We start from the raw sequence: 14,083 nt of genomic DNA on the forward strand, positions 1-14,083 counted from the left end.
AGACGCGTAAACAGCAATGTATTCATCATGGCGCTCCCTGCTGGCGATTAAAAGATGTGCACCGATAACGCGAAACGGAGGCAATTTCCAGTCCCACCATACCGGAAATTGAACATTTCGTGGTCAAAAGCCCCTCTGTTGCACTGAAACGACAGTTGCAATAGGTGTCTCGGCCAAAAAGACGCAACGGACGGCACTTCATGGCGAACCTCAGACTGGCACTCTACCAGCCGGATATTCCGGGCAACACGGGAACGATCCTGCGCCTCGCCGCCTGCCTCGGCTTCGGCGTCGATATCATCGAGCCCGCCGGCTTCGACATTTCCGACCGCAACCTGAAGCGATCGGGGATGGACTACATCGCCGCCGCCGCCCTCACCCGCCATGTGAACTGGGACCGCTTCGAGGAATGGCGCGCCACGACCGGGCGCCGCCTCGTGCTTGCCTCCACCAAGGCATCCGTTCCCTATACGAAGTTCGAATTCCGCCACGACGACATCCTGCTCTTCGGCCGCGAGAGCGCCGGCGTCCCCGATCACGTGCACGAGGCCTCGGATGCCCGCGTCATCGTCCCGATGGTCGAAGGTCAACGCTCCATCAACGTCGCCGTTTCCGCCGCCATGATCGTCGGCGAGGCCATGCGCCAGACCGTCTGGATCTGACAGCTGATCTGGCTGGCCGGGGTTGATTTCCCCATGTCCTGACGCAAATGCCGGTACAGTTCCACAATATGTCGGAAACGGCGTTGTGAAATCGCGCGACCGGCGTATAGTTTTTAGCCGGGCAAACAAAAATCTCTCGTGATCACCGCAATTTCAAGCAGTTGACGATAAGAGATTCGAACAAAGATCGCGCCGCAGCGCGAAAAAAGAAGAAGACCAAGACCGAATGGAATCGACAATCGTCATGATCAACCTGTTTGGCGCGGTGGCCCTGCTGCTGTTCGGCCTTGCACAGGTGAAGGACGGCGTGTCGAGAGCTTTTGGCGCACGGCTGAGGACCGGGCTGGCATCAGGCACCAAGAGTGGCCTTCGCTCCTTCGTCTCCGGCTTCCTCGCCACCATCGCGCTGCAGAGCTCCACCGCCACCGCGCTCATGGTCGCCTCCTTTGTCGAGCGTGAACTGGTCAAGCCGCGTATGGCGCAGATCGTGCTGCTCGGCGCCAATGTCGGCACCGCCGTCACCGCCTGGATCGTCGCGACCGGCATCGAGTGGCTGTCGCCGCTTGTCATCCTCGCCGGCCTGGTGCTCTATCGCAGCGGCTCCAGTTCCCGCCAGGGCGGCGGCGCGGCGCTCATCGGCATCGGCCTGATGCTGCTGTCGCTGCACCTGTTGAGCAGCGCCACCGAGCCGATGCGCCAGTCTCCGGCGCTGGCGGCCTTCATCGGCCTGCTCGACAATGCCTGGCCGGTTGCGCTTGCCTTCTCGGCCTGCATCGCCTTCGTCTCGTCTTCGAGCCTCGCGGCCGTCGTCCTCATCCTGTCGCTCGCCTCGACCGGCATCCTGTCGGCCGGGCTGATCATCGTGCTCGTTCTCGGCGCCAATCTCGGCGGCGCCATCCCGCCTGTCATTGCGTCGCTGAGCGGCCCGGCCTCGGCGAAACGCGTGACGCTCGGCAACCTGATCGTCCGTGCCATCGGCTGCCTGATCGCCCTGCCGCTGGCGGGCTTCGGCGCCGATCTTCTGGAAATGCTGCCGCTTTCCGCCGCCAAGCTGCCCGTCGACGCGCATCTCGGCTTCAACCTCATCCTGGCCGCCCTCGCCTGGCCCTTCTCACGGCTTCTCTCGAAGCTGATGCAGCGGCTGGTGCCGGAAGATGCCCAGGCCGACACCGCGCCAAAGTATCTCGACAGCCAGGAACTCTCGACACCCGTGGTGGCGCTCGCCAGTGCCACTCGCGAGGTGCTCGGCGTCGGCGACCTGATCGAGCGCATGCTGATGCGCACTTCCGCCGCCTTCGAGCGCAACGATCTCTCCAAGCTCAAGGAGATCCCCGCGCTGGAAAAGCGCGTCGATACGCTGCAGCAGGAGGTGAAGGTCTACCTCTCCAAGCTCGGCCGCGCCGGCCTCAGCGAGGAGGACGGCCGCCGCTCGATCGTCATCATCGATTACGCCATCAATCTCGAACACATCGGCGACATCATCGAAAAGGGCCTGCTGCCGCAGGCAACCAAGAAGATTTCGCTCGGCCTGAAGTTCTCCGAGGACGGCTACGCCGAACTGACCAAGCTCTTCCATCTGACGATCGACAACCTGCGCATTGCCCAGACCATCTTCGTTACCCGCGATTTCAATCTCGCCAGGCAGCTGATGGAGGTGAAGGTCGAGGTGCGGCGTATGGAGAAGCAATCGGCCGAGCGCCATCTCGAACGGCTGCGCGACGGCCGCGCCGACAGTCTGCAAACCAGCTCGCTGCATCTCGACATGCTGCGCGACCTGAAGCGCATCAACGCCCATATCGTCTCGGTCGCGCACCCCATCTTGGACGAAAGCGGCCTCTTGATCGAAAGCCGTCTGCGTAAGGCTGCGGAGTGACAGGGATCAATCGGCCGAGGGAAGCCGGCGCATGGTGAACTCGATCTGGTCGCCATCCAGCTGCCGCCAGCTTTCGACCTCGGTCCAGTACGCCGCCTTGGGATATTCGTCGAACCACTCGCGCGCCTTGGCACGGGCCTCGAGCAATCCGAGACAGTAGGTCTGCCGCACGAAGCGGTCGTTCTTCCGGGTTGTGTCCCCGGCGCGGTGAGATGCAATCCGTCGTTTCAGGCCGTCGAACGACGGAGGACCCGGAATTTTCGCCATAAAAGCTACCTCTGGCGAAAAACGTAATATCGAAATCGTGAATTTGCGAGTCGAATCTGAAGCCTGGCAATCGACGTTCGGCGCTGGCGAGGTGCTGAAGCACCTGCTATCAGGGCTTTTTTCAAGCATGCGCGAATCTGCGACGCCCGCCGGAGACGAAGACTATGGAACGACCCGAACTCCCGATCGGCCTGCCTGAGGACATCGAGGAGAAGAAGACGCAGGCGCGCACCTGGTTCGAAAGCCTGCGCGACACCATCTGCGCCTCCTTCGAGGCGCTCGAGGACGAACTGACCGGCCCGCTGTCCGATCGTCAGCCCGGCCGTTTCGTCGCCAAGGACTGGCAGCGCGAAAATGGCGCCGGCGGCGGCGGTCGCATGTCGATGATGGAAGGCCGCGTCTTCGAGAAGGTCGGTGTCCACACATCCACCGTCTATGGCGAATTCGCGCCCGACCTGCGCGCCCAGATGCCGGGCGCCAAGGACGATCCGAGATTCTGGGCCTCGGGCATCTCGCTGATCGCCCACCCGGTCAATCCCAACGTGCCCGCCGTGCACATGAACACCCGCATGGTCGTGACCTCCAGCCGCTGGTTCGGCGGCGGTGCCGACCTGACCCCCGTGCTCGACCGCCGCCGCACCCAAGAGGACATGGACAGCCAGTTGTTCCACAAGGCGATGGAGATCGCCTGCCGCAGCCATTCCGGCGTGGCGGACTATGCCGCCTACAAAAAGTGGTGTGACGAATACTTCTTCCTCAAGCATCGCAACGAGGCCCGCGGCATCGGCGGCATCTTCTACGACTGGCTGCATTCCAGCGACGAAGCCGGCGGCTGGGACGCCGATTTTGCATTCACCCGCGATGTCGGCCGCGCGTTTTCCATGGTTTACCCGCGCATTGTCCGCTCCAACTTCAACAAACAGTGGACAGCACAGGATCGTGACGAACAATTGATTCGCCGCGGCCGCTACGTTGAGTTCAATCTCCTCTACGACCGGGGCACCATCTTCGGTCTGAAGACGGGCGGCAATGTGGAGTCGATTCTCTCCTCGCTTCCCCCGATGGTTCGCTGGCCGTGAGCTTGGAGGAGATCGCGGCAAAATTGCACTGAGATGCTTTCAATCGGCAGTCCAAATACTATCTACATATCTATGTGCGTCACAATCGGAGGAGGTTGTCATGACGGTACAAAGCGGCGTAGCGGTATCTCGGGAGGTGGAAGACACACCCCGCGCAATTGAGACACCGGAATTTCTGAACAGGATCGCGGAAGAACTTCGGGCAAAGAGCGGCTCCGGCCTGCCTCTTTCCTGCTTCGTCGAACAGGTGAAGCTCCAGATCGCCGGCGGCAGGACGCCGGAAGACCTGAAACATCAGCTGACCGGTCACCAAGGCAAATCGACCAACGATTGCTATAAGGCCTGGGCCATGCCCGACCATTGGTCCGAGCACTGATGAGGTAAAACTCCGGCCGGTTTTCCGTTCGGCCGGAACCTCTCGTCAAGTCGAGCATTCAGACATTGCGTGGAGGCGCAATGACGACCCCGAATTTCAGATGAAGGAGGAAACGATGAGACTCTTCGAATGTGGAACGCTTGTGCCTGGCTGCGATTGGCACACCAGGGCCAATGACGACGCCGAAGTCGTTCGCCGCGCCGTCGAGCATATGCGCGAAGCGCACGGCGAGACCGTCATCCGCGAAAACATGGTCGACAATATCAAGGCCCGCATACGCAACGAGGCGAACGCGGCCTGATCATAGCTCACTTGGCTAGATCATCGAGCCGGGCGAGCAGTGCCGCCCGGTCGATGTTAAAGTTTGCCTCGACCCACTCGTTCTCCAGTACCGACAACAGCTCTCCCACCCGTCGCCCTGCAGGAACGCCGGCGGCCATGACGTCGCCGCCGCTGAGCGGAAACTGCGGCTTGGACCAGGCTTGTGCCTGATCCAACAGCTTGTTCAGTCGGCCGGAGCGGCTCATCTCCGCCATATCCCCTTCCGCCTTGGACCTTGCGACCGCGAGTGCCAGCTTCAGCCGTGTGATGATCCCATCGGCGCCGTTGCGATAGAGCAACCGCTCGAACGCGGCCGACGAGAGTTCGTCGTTGACGGGCGCGGCACTCGCCCAGGCCTTGAAATAGGCCGCCTCGGCATTGGAAAGCTTCAGCCGCGCCGCCATCTTCGCCAGCCGCTCCGCATCCGGCGGTACGATCGATGCCAGCCGCAGCAAGGGATCCGGCGTCCAGCCTAGCGCCTGTTCCATCGCTACCAGCCCCGGAATGGCGTCGATGCCCCATTTCTCGGTTTCCGGCAGGATTTCGGTCAGCACCGCCACCTGCCGCATCCAGAGCAGCGCACGTCCGGGATCTTGCGCCGCAAGCAGCTTGCGCAGTTCCGACCAGACCCGCTCCGCCGACAGCGTCTTCAGCTTCGAGCGTGCCGCACTGCTCGCCCTAAGCCCGTCCGCATCCGGTCGGCCCGAACCGTAATAGGCGAAGAAGCGGAAGAACCTGAGCACCCTCAGATAATCCTCGGCGATCCGCGTCGCCGCATCGCCGATGAAGCGGATGTTGCGCTTCCCGATATCGGCAAGCCCATCCACCAGATCGACCACATCACCCTTCTCGTCAGCATAGAGTGCATTGATCGTGAGGTCGCGGCGCTCGGCGTCCCCCTGCCAGTCGGTGCTGAACGCCACCTTGGCGCGGCGACCGTCGGTCTCGACGTCGGTGCGTAGCGTCGTCACCTCGAACGGCTTGCCGTCGATCACGAGCGTCACCGTGCCGTGTTCGACGCCTGTCGGAATGGCCTTGATCCCGGCCTTGGCGGCCCGCTCGATGACGGTCTCCGGCGTCAGCGTCGTCGCGACGTCGATGTCGTTCACGTCGAGCCCCATCAGGCTGTTGCGCACCGCGCCGCCGACCACGCGCCCCTCGCCGCCATCGGCGTTCAAAAGCGCGAACACGCGCTTCAGCGCCGGGTCGTTGAACCAGGCTTGGTCGGCGAGGTTGGTCATGCGTAGAGCCTTTCGTAGAGCGTGCGGACAATGCCCGCGGTGATGCCCCATATCATCCGGGTTTCATAGGGCATGCGATAGAAATGCCGATCGAGGCCGTCAACCATCCGCTTGTCGCGCGTGTGATTGTCGGGATCCATCAGGAACGACAGCGGCACTTCGAAGACATCGGCCACCTCGTCGGGGTTCGGTCTCAGCTCGAAGCCGCGCTTGACGATGCCAAGAACCGGCGTGATGCGAAAACCTGTCGATGCCAGATAGACCGGCAGCCGCCCGATCGTCTCGACATAGGAGCCGTCGAGCCCGATCTCCTCCTCCGTCTCGCGAACCGCCGCCTGCTCCGCCGATGCGTCGACCGCGTCGATCGCGCCGCCGGGAAAGGCGATCTGGCCGGAATGCTTGCGCAGCGTCGCGGTGCGCAGCGTGAAGATGACATGCGCCTCGTCGCCATCGTCGACGACAGGCACCAGCACCGCCGCATCGCGCAGCTTGAAGGTCTCCACCTGCGCGACGATCTCGGGGTTGAGGATATGGTCGCCATGCTCGCGCCAGGACCGCTCCACCGGCCCGCCGTTCTGGTTGAGCGCGCGGCGGCGAAACTCGGCGGCGGAATAGAGCGGATTGTGGCCCGGCATCAAATCGCTCATCTCGAAAGCGCTTCCAGCTCGGCCGCCGGCATGACGGGAAAGATAGTACCGCCGGAGCGCAGGCAGAACATCGAAACGCCATCGATATCAAGCGTTTCGCCGAGTTCGACCAGTTCGTACATCACCGGCCGCGCCACCAGCGCCTCCAGCCGGCCGCGCACATGCAGGTAGGGTTTCAGCTCGCTGTTATCACCATGGATGACGAACCGCAGTTCATGCTCCGCCCCTGCCTCAACGACATCGCCGACATTGGTGCGGAAGGTCAGTAGCTGCTCGCCGTCGCGCTCGGTCGCAGTCATCTCGACGGCGACGAAGGGCGCGTCGATGACGCGGATGCCGACCTTTTCCACAGGAGTTACGAGATAGGTTTTTCCGTCCTCGTCCCGGCGCAGCACCGTCGAGAACAACCGCACCAGCGGCGCGCGACCGATCGGCGTGCCCATGTAGAACCATGTGCCGTCGGCGCGGATCTCCATATCGATGTCGCCGCAAAAGGGCGGATTCCACTTGTCGACAGGCGGCAAACCCCGTTGTCCGTCGCCGCTGTCGCCGGCGGCGCGCGAAATCAGCGCCGCGAGACCAGCCGCGTCAGTCGTCGCCTTGATCTCTTCAGCTGCCATTCTTCCGTCCCGGTTTGCTTTTACTCAACACTGTCACGAGATAGTCATTCGAAACGAACTTGTCAGCCCGTAACAACTCCATAAGTCTATCGGGTATGAGGCTTGCCTGTAAGTCCGACGATTCGCGACGAATGATTTCAGCCGCTGGAGATGCCTGATGGGTATGATGAAGACCGAAGCCCCGCTCGATGAAAAGGCGATGGTCGCCGCAGCCGAAAAGGCGCTGGCCGATATCGCGCTGGTCCGCGGCGAGGTCTCGAAGGTGATCTTCGGTCAGGAGAGCGTGGTCGAGAACACGCTTCTCGCCGTTCTCTCGGGCGGCCACGCTTTGCTCGTTGGCGTTCCCGGTCTCGCCAAGACCAAGCTGGTCACCACGCTCGGCGACGTGCTTGGCCTTGCCGGCAACCGCATCCAGTTCACGCCCGACCTGATGCCGTCGGATATTCTCGGCTCCGAGGTGATGGATCAGGACGAGAGCGGCCGCCGCTCCTTCCGCTTCGTCAAGGGCCCTGTCTTCGCGCAGCTGCTGATGGCCGACGAAATCAACCGAGCCTCGCCGCGCACCCAGTCGGCCCTGCTGCAGTCGATGCAGGAATACCACATCACCGTCGCCGGCCAGCGCTACGACCTGCCAGCCCCCTTCCACGTGCTTGCCACGCAGAACCCGCTGGAGCAGGAGGGAACCTATCCGCTGCCCGAAGCTCAGCTCGACCGCTTCCTGCTGCAGGTGGACGTCAACTACCCCGAGCTCGCGGCCGAACGCCAGATCCTCCTGGAAACCACCGGCCTCAGCGAAACAAAGCCGCAGGCGATCCTCAACGCCGAGCGGTTGCTCGAAATCCAGACGCTGATCCGTCAGATGCCTGTCAGCGACAAGGTGGTCGACGCAATCCTCTCGCTCGTGCGCTCCGCCCGTCCGGGCCAGGGCAATGCCGATACCGACAAGCACGTCGCCTGGGGCCCGGGTCCGCGCGCCGGCCAGGCGATGATGCTCTGCGCCCGCGCCCGCGCGCTCTACGAAGGCCGCCTCGCCCCGTCTCTCGACGACGTGCACGCGCTGGCCGAGCCCGTTCTGCAGCACCGTATGGCGCTGACCTTCGCCGCCCGCGCCGAGGGCATGTCCGTCCGCGACGTCATCGCCGGACTGGTCAAGCAGGCCAAGGCCTAACGGATCGGGATAAGGGAAGCCTCACGCGTGGCATCTATCGGACAGATCGTCAATCCGACCCCAGGCAGCGATGCGCTCGCCCGCGCAAGGCAGCGCGCCAGCCTCGTGCCGGATTGTCTGGTCGAGGCCAAGCGGATCGCCAACACCGTGATCAGCGGCTGGCACGGTCGCCGCAAGCGCGGCATCGGCGAGAATTTCTGGCAATTCCGCCCCTATACCGAGGGCGAGAGCCTGTCGCGCATCGACTGGCGTCGCTCCGCCCGCGACGACCACACCTATATCCGCGACCGCGAATGGGAAGCCGCCCACACCGTCTGGCTCTGGGCCGATATGTCGCCATCGATGATGTACAAGTCGAGTTATGCCGGTGTCTCCAAGGAAAGCCGCGCGCTCGTCATCATGCTGGCGCTGGCCGAAATCCTCGCACGCTCAGGCGAACGCATCGGCTGCCCTGGCGTCATGGAGCCGGTGTCAGCCCGCAACGCCGCAGAACGGCTGGCGACCGCGCTGATGCACGCCCCCCTCAGCGGCGGCCTGCCCGATACCGCGATGATCCGCGGCTGGAGCGAACTCGTGCTCATCGGTGACTTCCTCGACAGCTCGAAAGCCGTGATGGACCGCATCGCGCCGCTCGCCCGTCGCGGCCTGCGCGGCCACGTCATCGAGGTCGCCGACCCCGCCGAGGAGCTGTTCCCCTATAACGGCCGCATCGAGTTCACCGACCCCGAAACCGGCGACAAGCTGACCTCGGGCCGCGCAGAGAACATCCGCGACGCCTACAGCCACGCCTATTTCGCCCGCCGCGACGATCTTCGCCAATCGCTGCGCCATCTCGGTTGGACCTTCGTCAGCCACCGCACCGACCATCTCGCATCGGAGGCGCTGGTCGCCGTTCACATGTATCTCTCCGGCACGCCCGCCAAAGCCACGCATGGAGGGCAGCTATGAACGCCCTTCCCTTCGCCTTCGCTTTTCCCGCCATCCTCGGCGCCCTCGTGGCCCTGCCTGTCATCTGGTGGCTGCTGCGCCTGACGCCGCCGCGCCCCAAGAGCGAGGTCTTCCCGCCGCTGAAGATCCTGGCGACCGTGCTGAAGCGCGAGGAGACGCCGTCGCAGAGCCCATGGTGGCTGACGCTGCTGCGCATGCTGCTCGCCGCGGCCGTCATCCTCGCCATCGCCGATCCGGTCTTCAACCCGCGGACCAGCTCGATCGAATCAGGCGGCCCGCTCGTCCTCTTCGTGGATAACAGCTGGGCCTCCTCGCCCGATTGGGAACGTCGCGTCCAAACGGCCGATGCCCTGATCGACGACGCCGAGGCCGCAGGCACCCCCGTCGCCATCGCCTTTACCGCCGATCCCTCGAATGACGCAGTCGCCGGCACCGCCGCCGTCGCCCGCGACAAGCTACGCGCCGCCGAACCGAAGCCGCTAGTGCCCGATCGCGAACGCGCCTTCACGGCGCTGCGCGCAGCGTTGAACGGCGTCCATCCCGGCACGCTCGCCTTCCTGACCGATGGCGCCGCCTCGAAAGACAACGAGACCATTGTCCGCGATCTGGCAAGTTTGCAGCCGGCTGAGCTGCGCGTGCTGGAAGGCAGCAACGCCGGTGCGCTGGCCATCACTTCGGCGAGCAACGCGGCCGATACGATGTCCGTCAAGGTGACGCGCCTCAATAGGAATGGCCCGGCGTCTTTCGCGTTGAACGCTCTCGACCCCCAGGGTCGTGCAATCGCGAATGGGCGAGTGGATTTCGCAAACGGCCAAGGCATCGCGACGAGCTCCATTTCCGCGCCGTTCGAGATGCGGAATGATTTTGCGCGTATCACCGTCAACAACGGTGGAACGGCGGGCGCTGTGCACCTTCTCGACGATGCCTTCAAGCGCCGCCGCGTCGTGCTCTTGTCTGGCGAGGGCGCGGACCAGTTCCAACCGCTGCTCTCGCCGCTCTATTATATCCAGAGAGCCCTCCAACCCTACGCCGATCTGGTCGAGCCTAGCGATTCCGATCTTGCCGTGGCAATCCCGAAGCTGCTCGCCAATAACCCGTCCGTTATTGTCATGGCGGACATCGGCCGCCTGCCTGAAGAAACCTATGAGCCGCTCAAGCGCTGGATATCGAATGGCGGTCTGCTATTGCGTTTCGCCGGTGCCCGCATGGCGGCCGCCCCAGCGGACGATCCGCTGATCCCCGTTATATTGCGCCAGGGTGAGCGAGCACTCGGGGGAACATTGTCCTGGAGCCAGCCGCAGCCGCTTGCCGAGTTCCCGGCATTCGGTCCCTTCGCCGGACTTGCTCGCCCCGACAACGTCTCGGTCAAGCGTCAGGTCCTCGCGGAGCCTACCCCTGATCTGGCGGAGCGAACTTGGGCCAGTCTTCAGGACGGCACGCCGCTGGTGACGACGAAGCAGGTAGACGCGGGACAGATCGTGCTTTTTCATGTGACGGCAGAGGCCACATGGTCGGACCTGCCAATATCGGGAAGCTTTGTCGAAATGTTGCGCCGCATCGTCCAGATTTCCCGATCGGGCGGCGCCACGGCCGAAGCGACCAAGAACGTGCGCCTTTCCGAGAGTCTGCCGCCATTCCGGATGCTGAACGCCAAGGGCATGCTGGTGACCGAAACGGGCATCGCCCGTCCCCTTCTGCCGAACCAGAACAATGCCTCGCTGGCAAGTTTTGACAACCCTCCCGGCTTGTACGGCTCGGAAGAAGGCTTTACGTCCGTCAATGTCTTGCCGGAGAACGCGGAGCTCAAGCCGCTCGATACAAACGGTGTATCCGTTATCCGGGAGGGCTTCATCGGGGGCGAAAGCTGGTCGGCGAAGCCATCTCTGCTTCTGATCGCTTTTCTTCTGCTTCTGGCCGATGGCATCATCATGATCGTTATGAACAACGCCCTGCCACGGCTGCGCCGTGCCGCGAGTGTGTCCGTGCTGCTGCTTGCCGTCGCCATCGCAATTATCGTCAGGCCCGGAGACCTTCGAGCGAACGACAGCCGGCCGGGAGATGATCTTTTCCTGCAACGTTTGGACAACACTCACCTGGCTTATGTCGTGACCGGCGAGAATGATGTCGACCAGGTATCGGAGCGGGGTCTTGAAGGACTGACCGAATATCTCACATTCCGCACGACACTCGAGCCGGCGCCTCCCGTCGGCCTCGATCCGGCGACCGACGAATTGGCATTCTATCCGATCATCTACTGGCCGGTATCAGCGACGGCGCCGATGCCCTCCGCATCTGCGATAAGCCGCATTGACGCCTATATGCGCAATGGCGGGACCGTCCTGTTCGACACCCGCGACGCTTTCAGCTCGCTCGACAGCAATGGAGGCAACACCAGCGCCAATGGTCGACGATTGCAGGAAATCCTGGCCAATCTCGACATTCCTCCGCTCGAGCCCGTGCCTTCCGATCATGTGCTGACGAAGTCCTTCTATCTGCTATCAAGCTTTCCCGGACGCTATAGCGGCAGCCCCCTGTGGATCGAAGCGAGGCAGGACAAGGGAAACTCGGAAGCAAAATCGACCGCAGCATCTGATGGCGTTTCGCCTATACTGATCACCGGCAATGACTTCGCCGGGGCGTGGGCCGTCGATCAGAACGGCGCGCCCATGCTACCGACGGTCCCGTCGGACGAGGCTCAACGCGAATATGCCTTTCGCACAGGCGTCAACATCATGATGTATATGCTGACCGGCAACTACAAGACCGATCAGGTGCACGTCCCCGACCTCCTCCAACGTCTGGGGCAATGACATGACACTGGATTTCGTTCCGTTCGTCCCATGGCCCATTATTGTCGCACTCGCGGTCGTCATCGGGTTGCTGTCGATTTTTGCGCTCTGGCGCCGGATGCGTGGAGCATGGATTCGTGCACTCGCCGCCCTTGCGCTCCTGGCCGCGCTGGCGAATCCAGTCCTCCAGCAAGAAGACCGTGATCAGCTTTCGACGGTCGTTCCCGTGGTGATCGATCGCAGCCAAAGTCAGCTGACGCCCGAACGCACCGATATGACCGACAAGGCGCTTGCCAAGCTGAAGGAGCAATTGGCCCGCTTTCCGCGAATAGAGCCTCGCTTCGTCGAAGTTCATGAGGAGCGCAACTCCGACGCCCCCTCCACCCGCCTCTTCAACGCCTTGTCCGCCGCCGTGGCAGACGTGCCCCCCGCCCGCATCGGCGGCGCCATCATGCTGACCGACGGCGAGGTGCATGACGTTCCCGGCGTCAACCAGGCTCTTGGCTTCAACGCGCCGATCCACGGACTGATCACGGGCAAGGCAGACGAGTTCGACCGCCGCATCGAAGTCATCAAGGCGCCGCGCTTCGGCATCGTCAACGAGGAGCAGCAGCTGGTCCTGCGCGTCTTCGACGACGGCCCGAGCCCCGGCGGCACCGCCGACGTCACCGTCAAGCTCAACGGCAACGAGATCGGCACGCTGCAGGCGACGCCCGGCCAGGACACGCCCTTCTCCTTCAAGGTCGAGCGCGGCGGCAGCAATGTACTGGAATTTTCCGTGGCCGCTCTTCCCGGCGAGGTTACGGAGGCCAACAACCGCGCCGTTCACGTCATCGACGGCATCCGCGAGAACCTGCGCGTGCTCCTCGTCTCCGGCGAGCCGCATGCCGGCGAGCGCGCCTGGCGCAACCTCCTGAAGTCCGACGCCTCCGTCGATCTCGTCCACTTCACCATTCTGCGCCCACCGGAAAAGCAGGACGGCACGCCGATCAACGAGCTTTCGCTGATCGCCTTTCCCACACGAGAACTATTCGTCGACAAGATCAAGGACTTCGACCTGATCATCTTCGACCGCTACCAGCATCGCGGCGTCCTGCCGATCCTCTATTACGACTACATCGCCCAGTATGTCGAAAACGGCGGCGCGCTGCTGATCGCGGCCGGCCCCGAACATGCGGGCCAGGATTCGATTGCGCTGACGCCGCTCTCCTCGGTATTGCCCGCGGCCCCCACCGGCCAGATGATCGAGAAGCCTTTCTATCCCCGCCTCTCGGACGAGGGGAAGAAGCATCCCGTCACCCGTGGTCTCGACGGATCCGCCGACGAGCCACCGCATTGGGGCCGTTGGTTCCGCTCGGTCGGCGTCGAGCCGCCGCAGGGCGAGACCGTCATGGTCGGCGCCGACAACAATCCGCTGCTGGTGCTGAACCGCGCCGGCCAGGGCCGCGTCGCCATGCTGCTTTCCGATCAGGGCTGGCTGTGGGCCCGCGGCTTCGAAGGCGGCGGGCCGCACGTCTCGCTCTATCGCCGCATCGCCCACTGGCTGATGAAGGAGCCGGCGCTGGAAGAGGAAGCGCTGACCGCCCGCGCCTCCGGCCGCACGCTCGAGATTACCCGCCAGACCATCGGCGACAATCCTGGCAACGCCACGGTCCTCTATCCCTCCGGCAAGACCGAGACCCTGCCGCTCACCCAGTCCGAACCCGGCCTCTTCAAGGCCGAGAAGAGGATGGACGAGATCGGCCTGTTCGAGATCAGCAACGGGGAACTCTCGACGCTGGTGCATGTCGGCGCCGTCGATGCGCCCGAGTTCAAGGCGATGATCTCGACCACCGAGAGCCTGAAGCCTATCGCCGACAAGACGCGCGGCCTCGTTACCCGCGTTTCCGACAAGGACGGCGCGATAACGATCCCGCCGATCCTGCCCGTTCGAGGCCAGGTCCGCGTCGCCGACAACGATCGCATGCAGATCCACCTGACCAACGAGACGGTACTGAAGGGCATCAACACGCTACCGCTCTTCGCGGGCTTCGCCGGCGTCGGTGTCCTGCTGCTCGCCTTCGGCGCCATGTGGTGGCGCGAAGGCCGCTGA

General features: G+C 63.5%; 13 protein-coding genes. 9 read left to right on the forward strand and 4 right to left on the reverse strand.

Translation table 11 applies throughout. The annotated features are described in order from the left end of the window. The first annotated feature begins 200 nt into the window (after positions 1 to 200). Together QTL95_RS23370 and QTL95_RS23375 are read left to right on the forward strand one after the other, a co-directional pair. The gene (locus tag QTL95_RS23370; RefSeq protein WP_289722267.1) at positions 201 to 662 is read left to right on the forward strand and encodes a tRNA (cytidine(34)-2'-O)-methyltransferase; all 462 of its coding nucleotides are present in this window, start codon (positions 201 to 203) and stop codon (positions 660 to 662) included. Between the two features lie 226 nt (positions 663 to 888). After that, on the forward strand, positions 889 to 2,535 hold the full coding sequence (locus tag QTL95_RS23375; RefSeq protein ID WP_289722268.1) for a Na/Pi cotransporter family protein: 1,647 nt from the start codon (positions 889 to 891) through the stop codon (positions 2,533 to 2,535). Positions 2,536 to 2,541: 6 nt separating this feature from the next. On the opposite strand, the gene QTL95_RS23380 is transcribed toward QTL95_RS23375, so the two are convergent. After that, positions 2,542 to 2,802 carry a hypothetical protein gene (locus tag QTL95_RS23380; protein ID WP_289722269.1) on the reverse strand — a complete coding sequence of 87 codons (261 nt, stop codon included), beginning with the start codon at positions 2,800 to 2,802 and terminating at the stop codon, positions 2,542 to 2,544. Positions 2,803 to 2,966: 164 nt separating this feature from the next. On the opposite strand from QTL95_RS23380, the gene hemF reads away from it, so the two are divergent. The 3 genes from hemF to QTL95_RS23395 all read left to right on the forward strand — a co-directional run bounded on the left by hemF (position 2,967) and on the right by QTL95_RS23395 (position 4,558). Then, positions 2,967 to 3,881, forward strand: coding sequence for an oxygen-dependent coproporphyrinogen oxidase (gene hemF, locus QTL95_RS23385; RefSeq protein WP_289722270.1), 915 nt, complete (start codon positions 2,967 to 2,969; stop codon positions 3,879 to 3,881). Positions 3,882 to 3,981: 100 nt separating this feature from the next. Beyond that, on the forward strand, positions 3,982 to 4,257 hold the full coding sequence (locus tag QTL95_RS23390) for a hypothetical protein (protein WP_289722271.1): 276 nt from the start codon (positions 3,982 to 3,984) through the stop codon (positions 4,255 to 4,257). A gap of 115 nt (positions 4,258 to 4,372) precedes the next feature. Then, a complete protein-coding gene (locus QTL95_RS23395; RefSeq protein WP_289722272.1) occupies positions 4,373 to 4,558 on the forward strand; it encodes a DUF1059 domain-containing protein in 186 nt (61 codons plus the stop codon). Between the two features lie 7 nt (positions 4,559 to 4,565). On the opposite strand, the gene QTL95_RS23400 is transcribed toward QTL95_RS23395, so the two are convergent. From QTL95_RS23400 to QTL95_RS23410, 3 genes are read right to left on the reverse strand one after another with little or no spacing between them, the layout of a single operon-like run. After that, positions 4,566 to 5,819, reverse strand: a complete 1,254-nt coding sequence (locus tag QTL95_RS23400; protein WP_289722273.1) for a CCA tRNA nucleotidyltransferase — start codon at positions 5,817 to 5,819, stop codon at positions 4,566 to 4,568. Then, positions 5,816 to 6,466: a CoA pyrophosphatase gene (locus tag QTL95_RS23405; protein WP_289722274.1), complete on the reverse strand. Its 651-nt coding sequence runs from the start codon at positions 6,464 to 6,466 to the stop codon at positions 5,816 to 5,818. Before QTL95_RS23405 ends, QTL95_RS23400 begins: the two co-directional genes overlap by 4 nt. Next, complete coding sequence (locus tag QTL95_RS23410; RefSeq protein WP_289722275.1) at positions 6,463 to 7,086, reverse strand: DUF1285 domain-containing protein; 624 nt, start codon at positions 7,084 to 7,086, stop codon at positions 6,463 to 6,465. Before QTL95_RS23410 ends, QTL95_RS23405 begins: the two co-directional genes overlap by 4 nt. A gap of 157 nt (positions 7,087 to 7,243) precedes the next feature. Between QTL95_RS23410 and QTL95_RS23415 the strand changes: the two genes are divergently transcribed. Genes QTL95_RS23415 through QTL95_RS23430 form a run of 4 tightly spaced genes read left to right on the forward strand, consistent with a single transcriptional unit; the run spans position 7,244 to position 14,083 of the window. Beyond that, entirely contained in the window at positions 7,244 to 8,254 is a 1,011-nt protein-coding gene (locus QTL95_RS23415; RefSeq protein ID WP_289722276.1) for an AAA family ATPase, read from the forward strand. A 27-nt stretch (positions 8,255 to 8,281) separates the two neighbouring features. Further along, on the forward strand, positions 8,282 to 9,202 hold the full coding sequence (locus tag QTL95_RS23420; RefSeq protein WP_289722277.1) for a DUF58 domain-containing protein: 921 nt from the start codon (positions 8,282 to 8,284) through the stop codon (positions 9,200 to 9,202). Beyond that, positions 9,199 to 12,012: a DUF4159 domain-containing protein gene (locus QTL95_RS23425; RefSeq protein ID WP_289722278.1), complete on the forward strand. Its 2,814-nt coding sequence runs from the start codon at positions 9,199 to 9,201 to the stop codon at positions 12,010 to 12,012. Before QTL95_RS23420 ends, QTL95_RS23425 begins: the two co-directional genes overlap by 4 nt. 1 nt (position 12,013) lies before the next feature. Continuing rightward, complete coding sequence (locus tag QTL95_RS23430; RefSeq protein ID WP_289722279.1) at positions 12,014 to 14,083, forward strand: hypothetical protein; 2,070 nt, start codon at positions 12,014 to 12,016, stop codon at positions 14,081 to 14,083.

The organism is Rhizobium sp. S152 (assembly GCF_030380735.1).
Taxonomy (GTDB): Bacteria; Pseudomonadota; Alphaproteobacteria; order Rhizobiales; family Rhizobiaceae; genus Rhizobium.

Excerpts from the sequence above, each read along its gene's own strand:
- QTL95_RS23370 (WP_289722267.1), top strand. The coding sequence starts at position 201 with ATGGCGAACCTCAGACTGGCACTCTACCAGCCGGATATTCCGGGCAAC.
- QTL95_RS23375 (WP_289722268.1), top strand. The coding sequence starts at position 889 with ATGGAATCGACAATCGTCATGATCAACCTGTTTGGCGCGGTGGCCCTG.
- QTL95_RS23380 (WP_289722269.1), bottom strand. The coding sequence starts at position 2,802 with ATGGCGAAAATTCCGGGTCCTCCGTCGTTCGACGGCCTGAAACGACGG.
- hemF (WP_289722270.1), top strand. The coding sequence starts at position 2,967 with ATGGAACGACCCGAACTCCCGATCGGCCTGCCTGAGGACATCGAGGAG.
- QTL95_RS23390 (WP_289722271.1), top strand. The coding sequence starts at position 3,982 with ATGACGGTACAAAGCGGCGTAGCGGTATCTCGGGAGGTGGAAGACACA.
- QTL95_RS23395 (WP_289722272.1), top strand. The coding sequence starts at position 4,373 with ATGAGACTCTTCGAATGTGGAACGCTTGTGCCTGGCTGCGATTGGCAC.
- QTL95_RS23400 (WP_289722273.1), bottom strand. The coding sequence starts at position 5,819 with ATGACCAACCTCGCCGACCAAGCCTGGTTCAACGACCCGGCGCTGAAG.
- QTL95_RS23405 (WP_289722274.1), bottom strand. The coding sequence starts at position 6,466 with ATGAGCGATTTGATGCCGGGCCACAATCCGCTCTATTCCGCCGCCGAG.
- QTL95_RS23410 (WP_289722275.1), bottom strand. The coding sequence starts at position 7,086 with ATGGCAGCTGAAGAGATCAAGGCGACGACTGACGCGGCTGGTCTCGCG.
- QTL95_RS23415 (WP_289722276.1), top strand. The coding sequence starts at position 7,244 with ATGGGTATGATGAAGACCGAAGCCCCGCTCGATGAAAAGGCGATGGTC.
- QTL95_RS23425 (WP_289722278.1), top strand. The coding sequence starts at position 9,199 with ATGAACGCCCTTCCCTTCGCCTTCGCTTTTCCCGCCATCCTCGGCGCC.
- QTL95_RS23430 (WP_289722279.1), top strand. The coding sequence starts at position 12,014 with ATGACACTGGATTTCGTTCCGTTCGTCCCATGGCCCATTATTGTCGCA.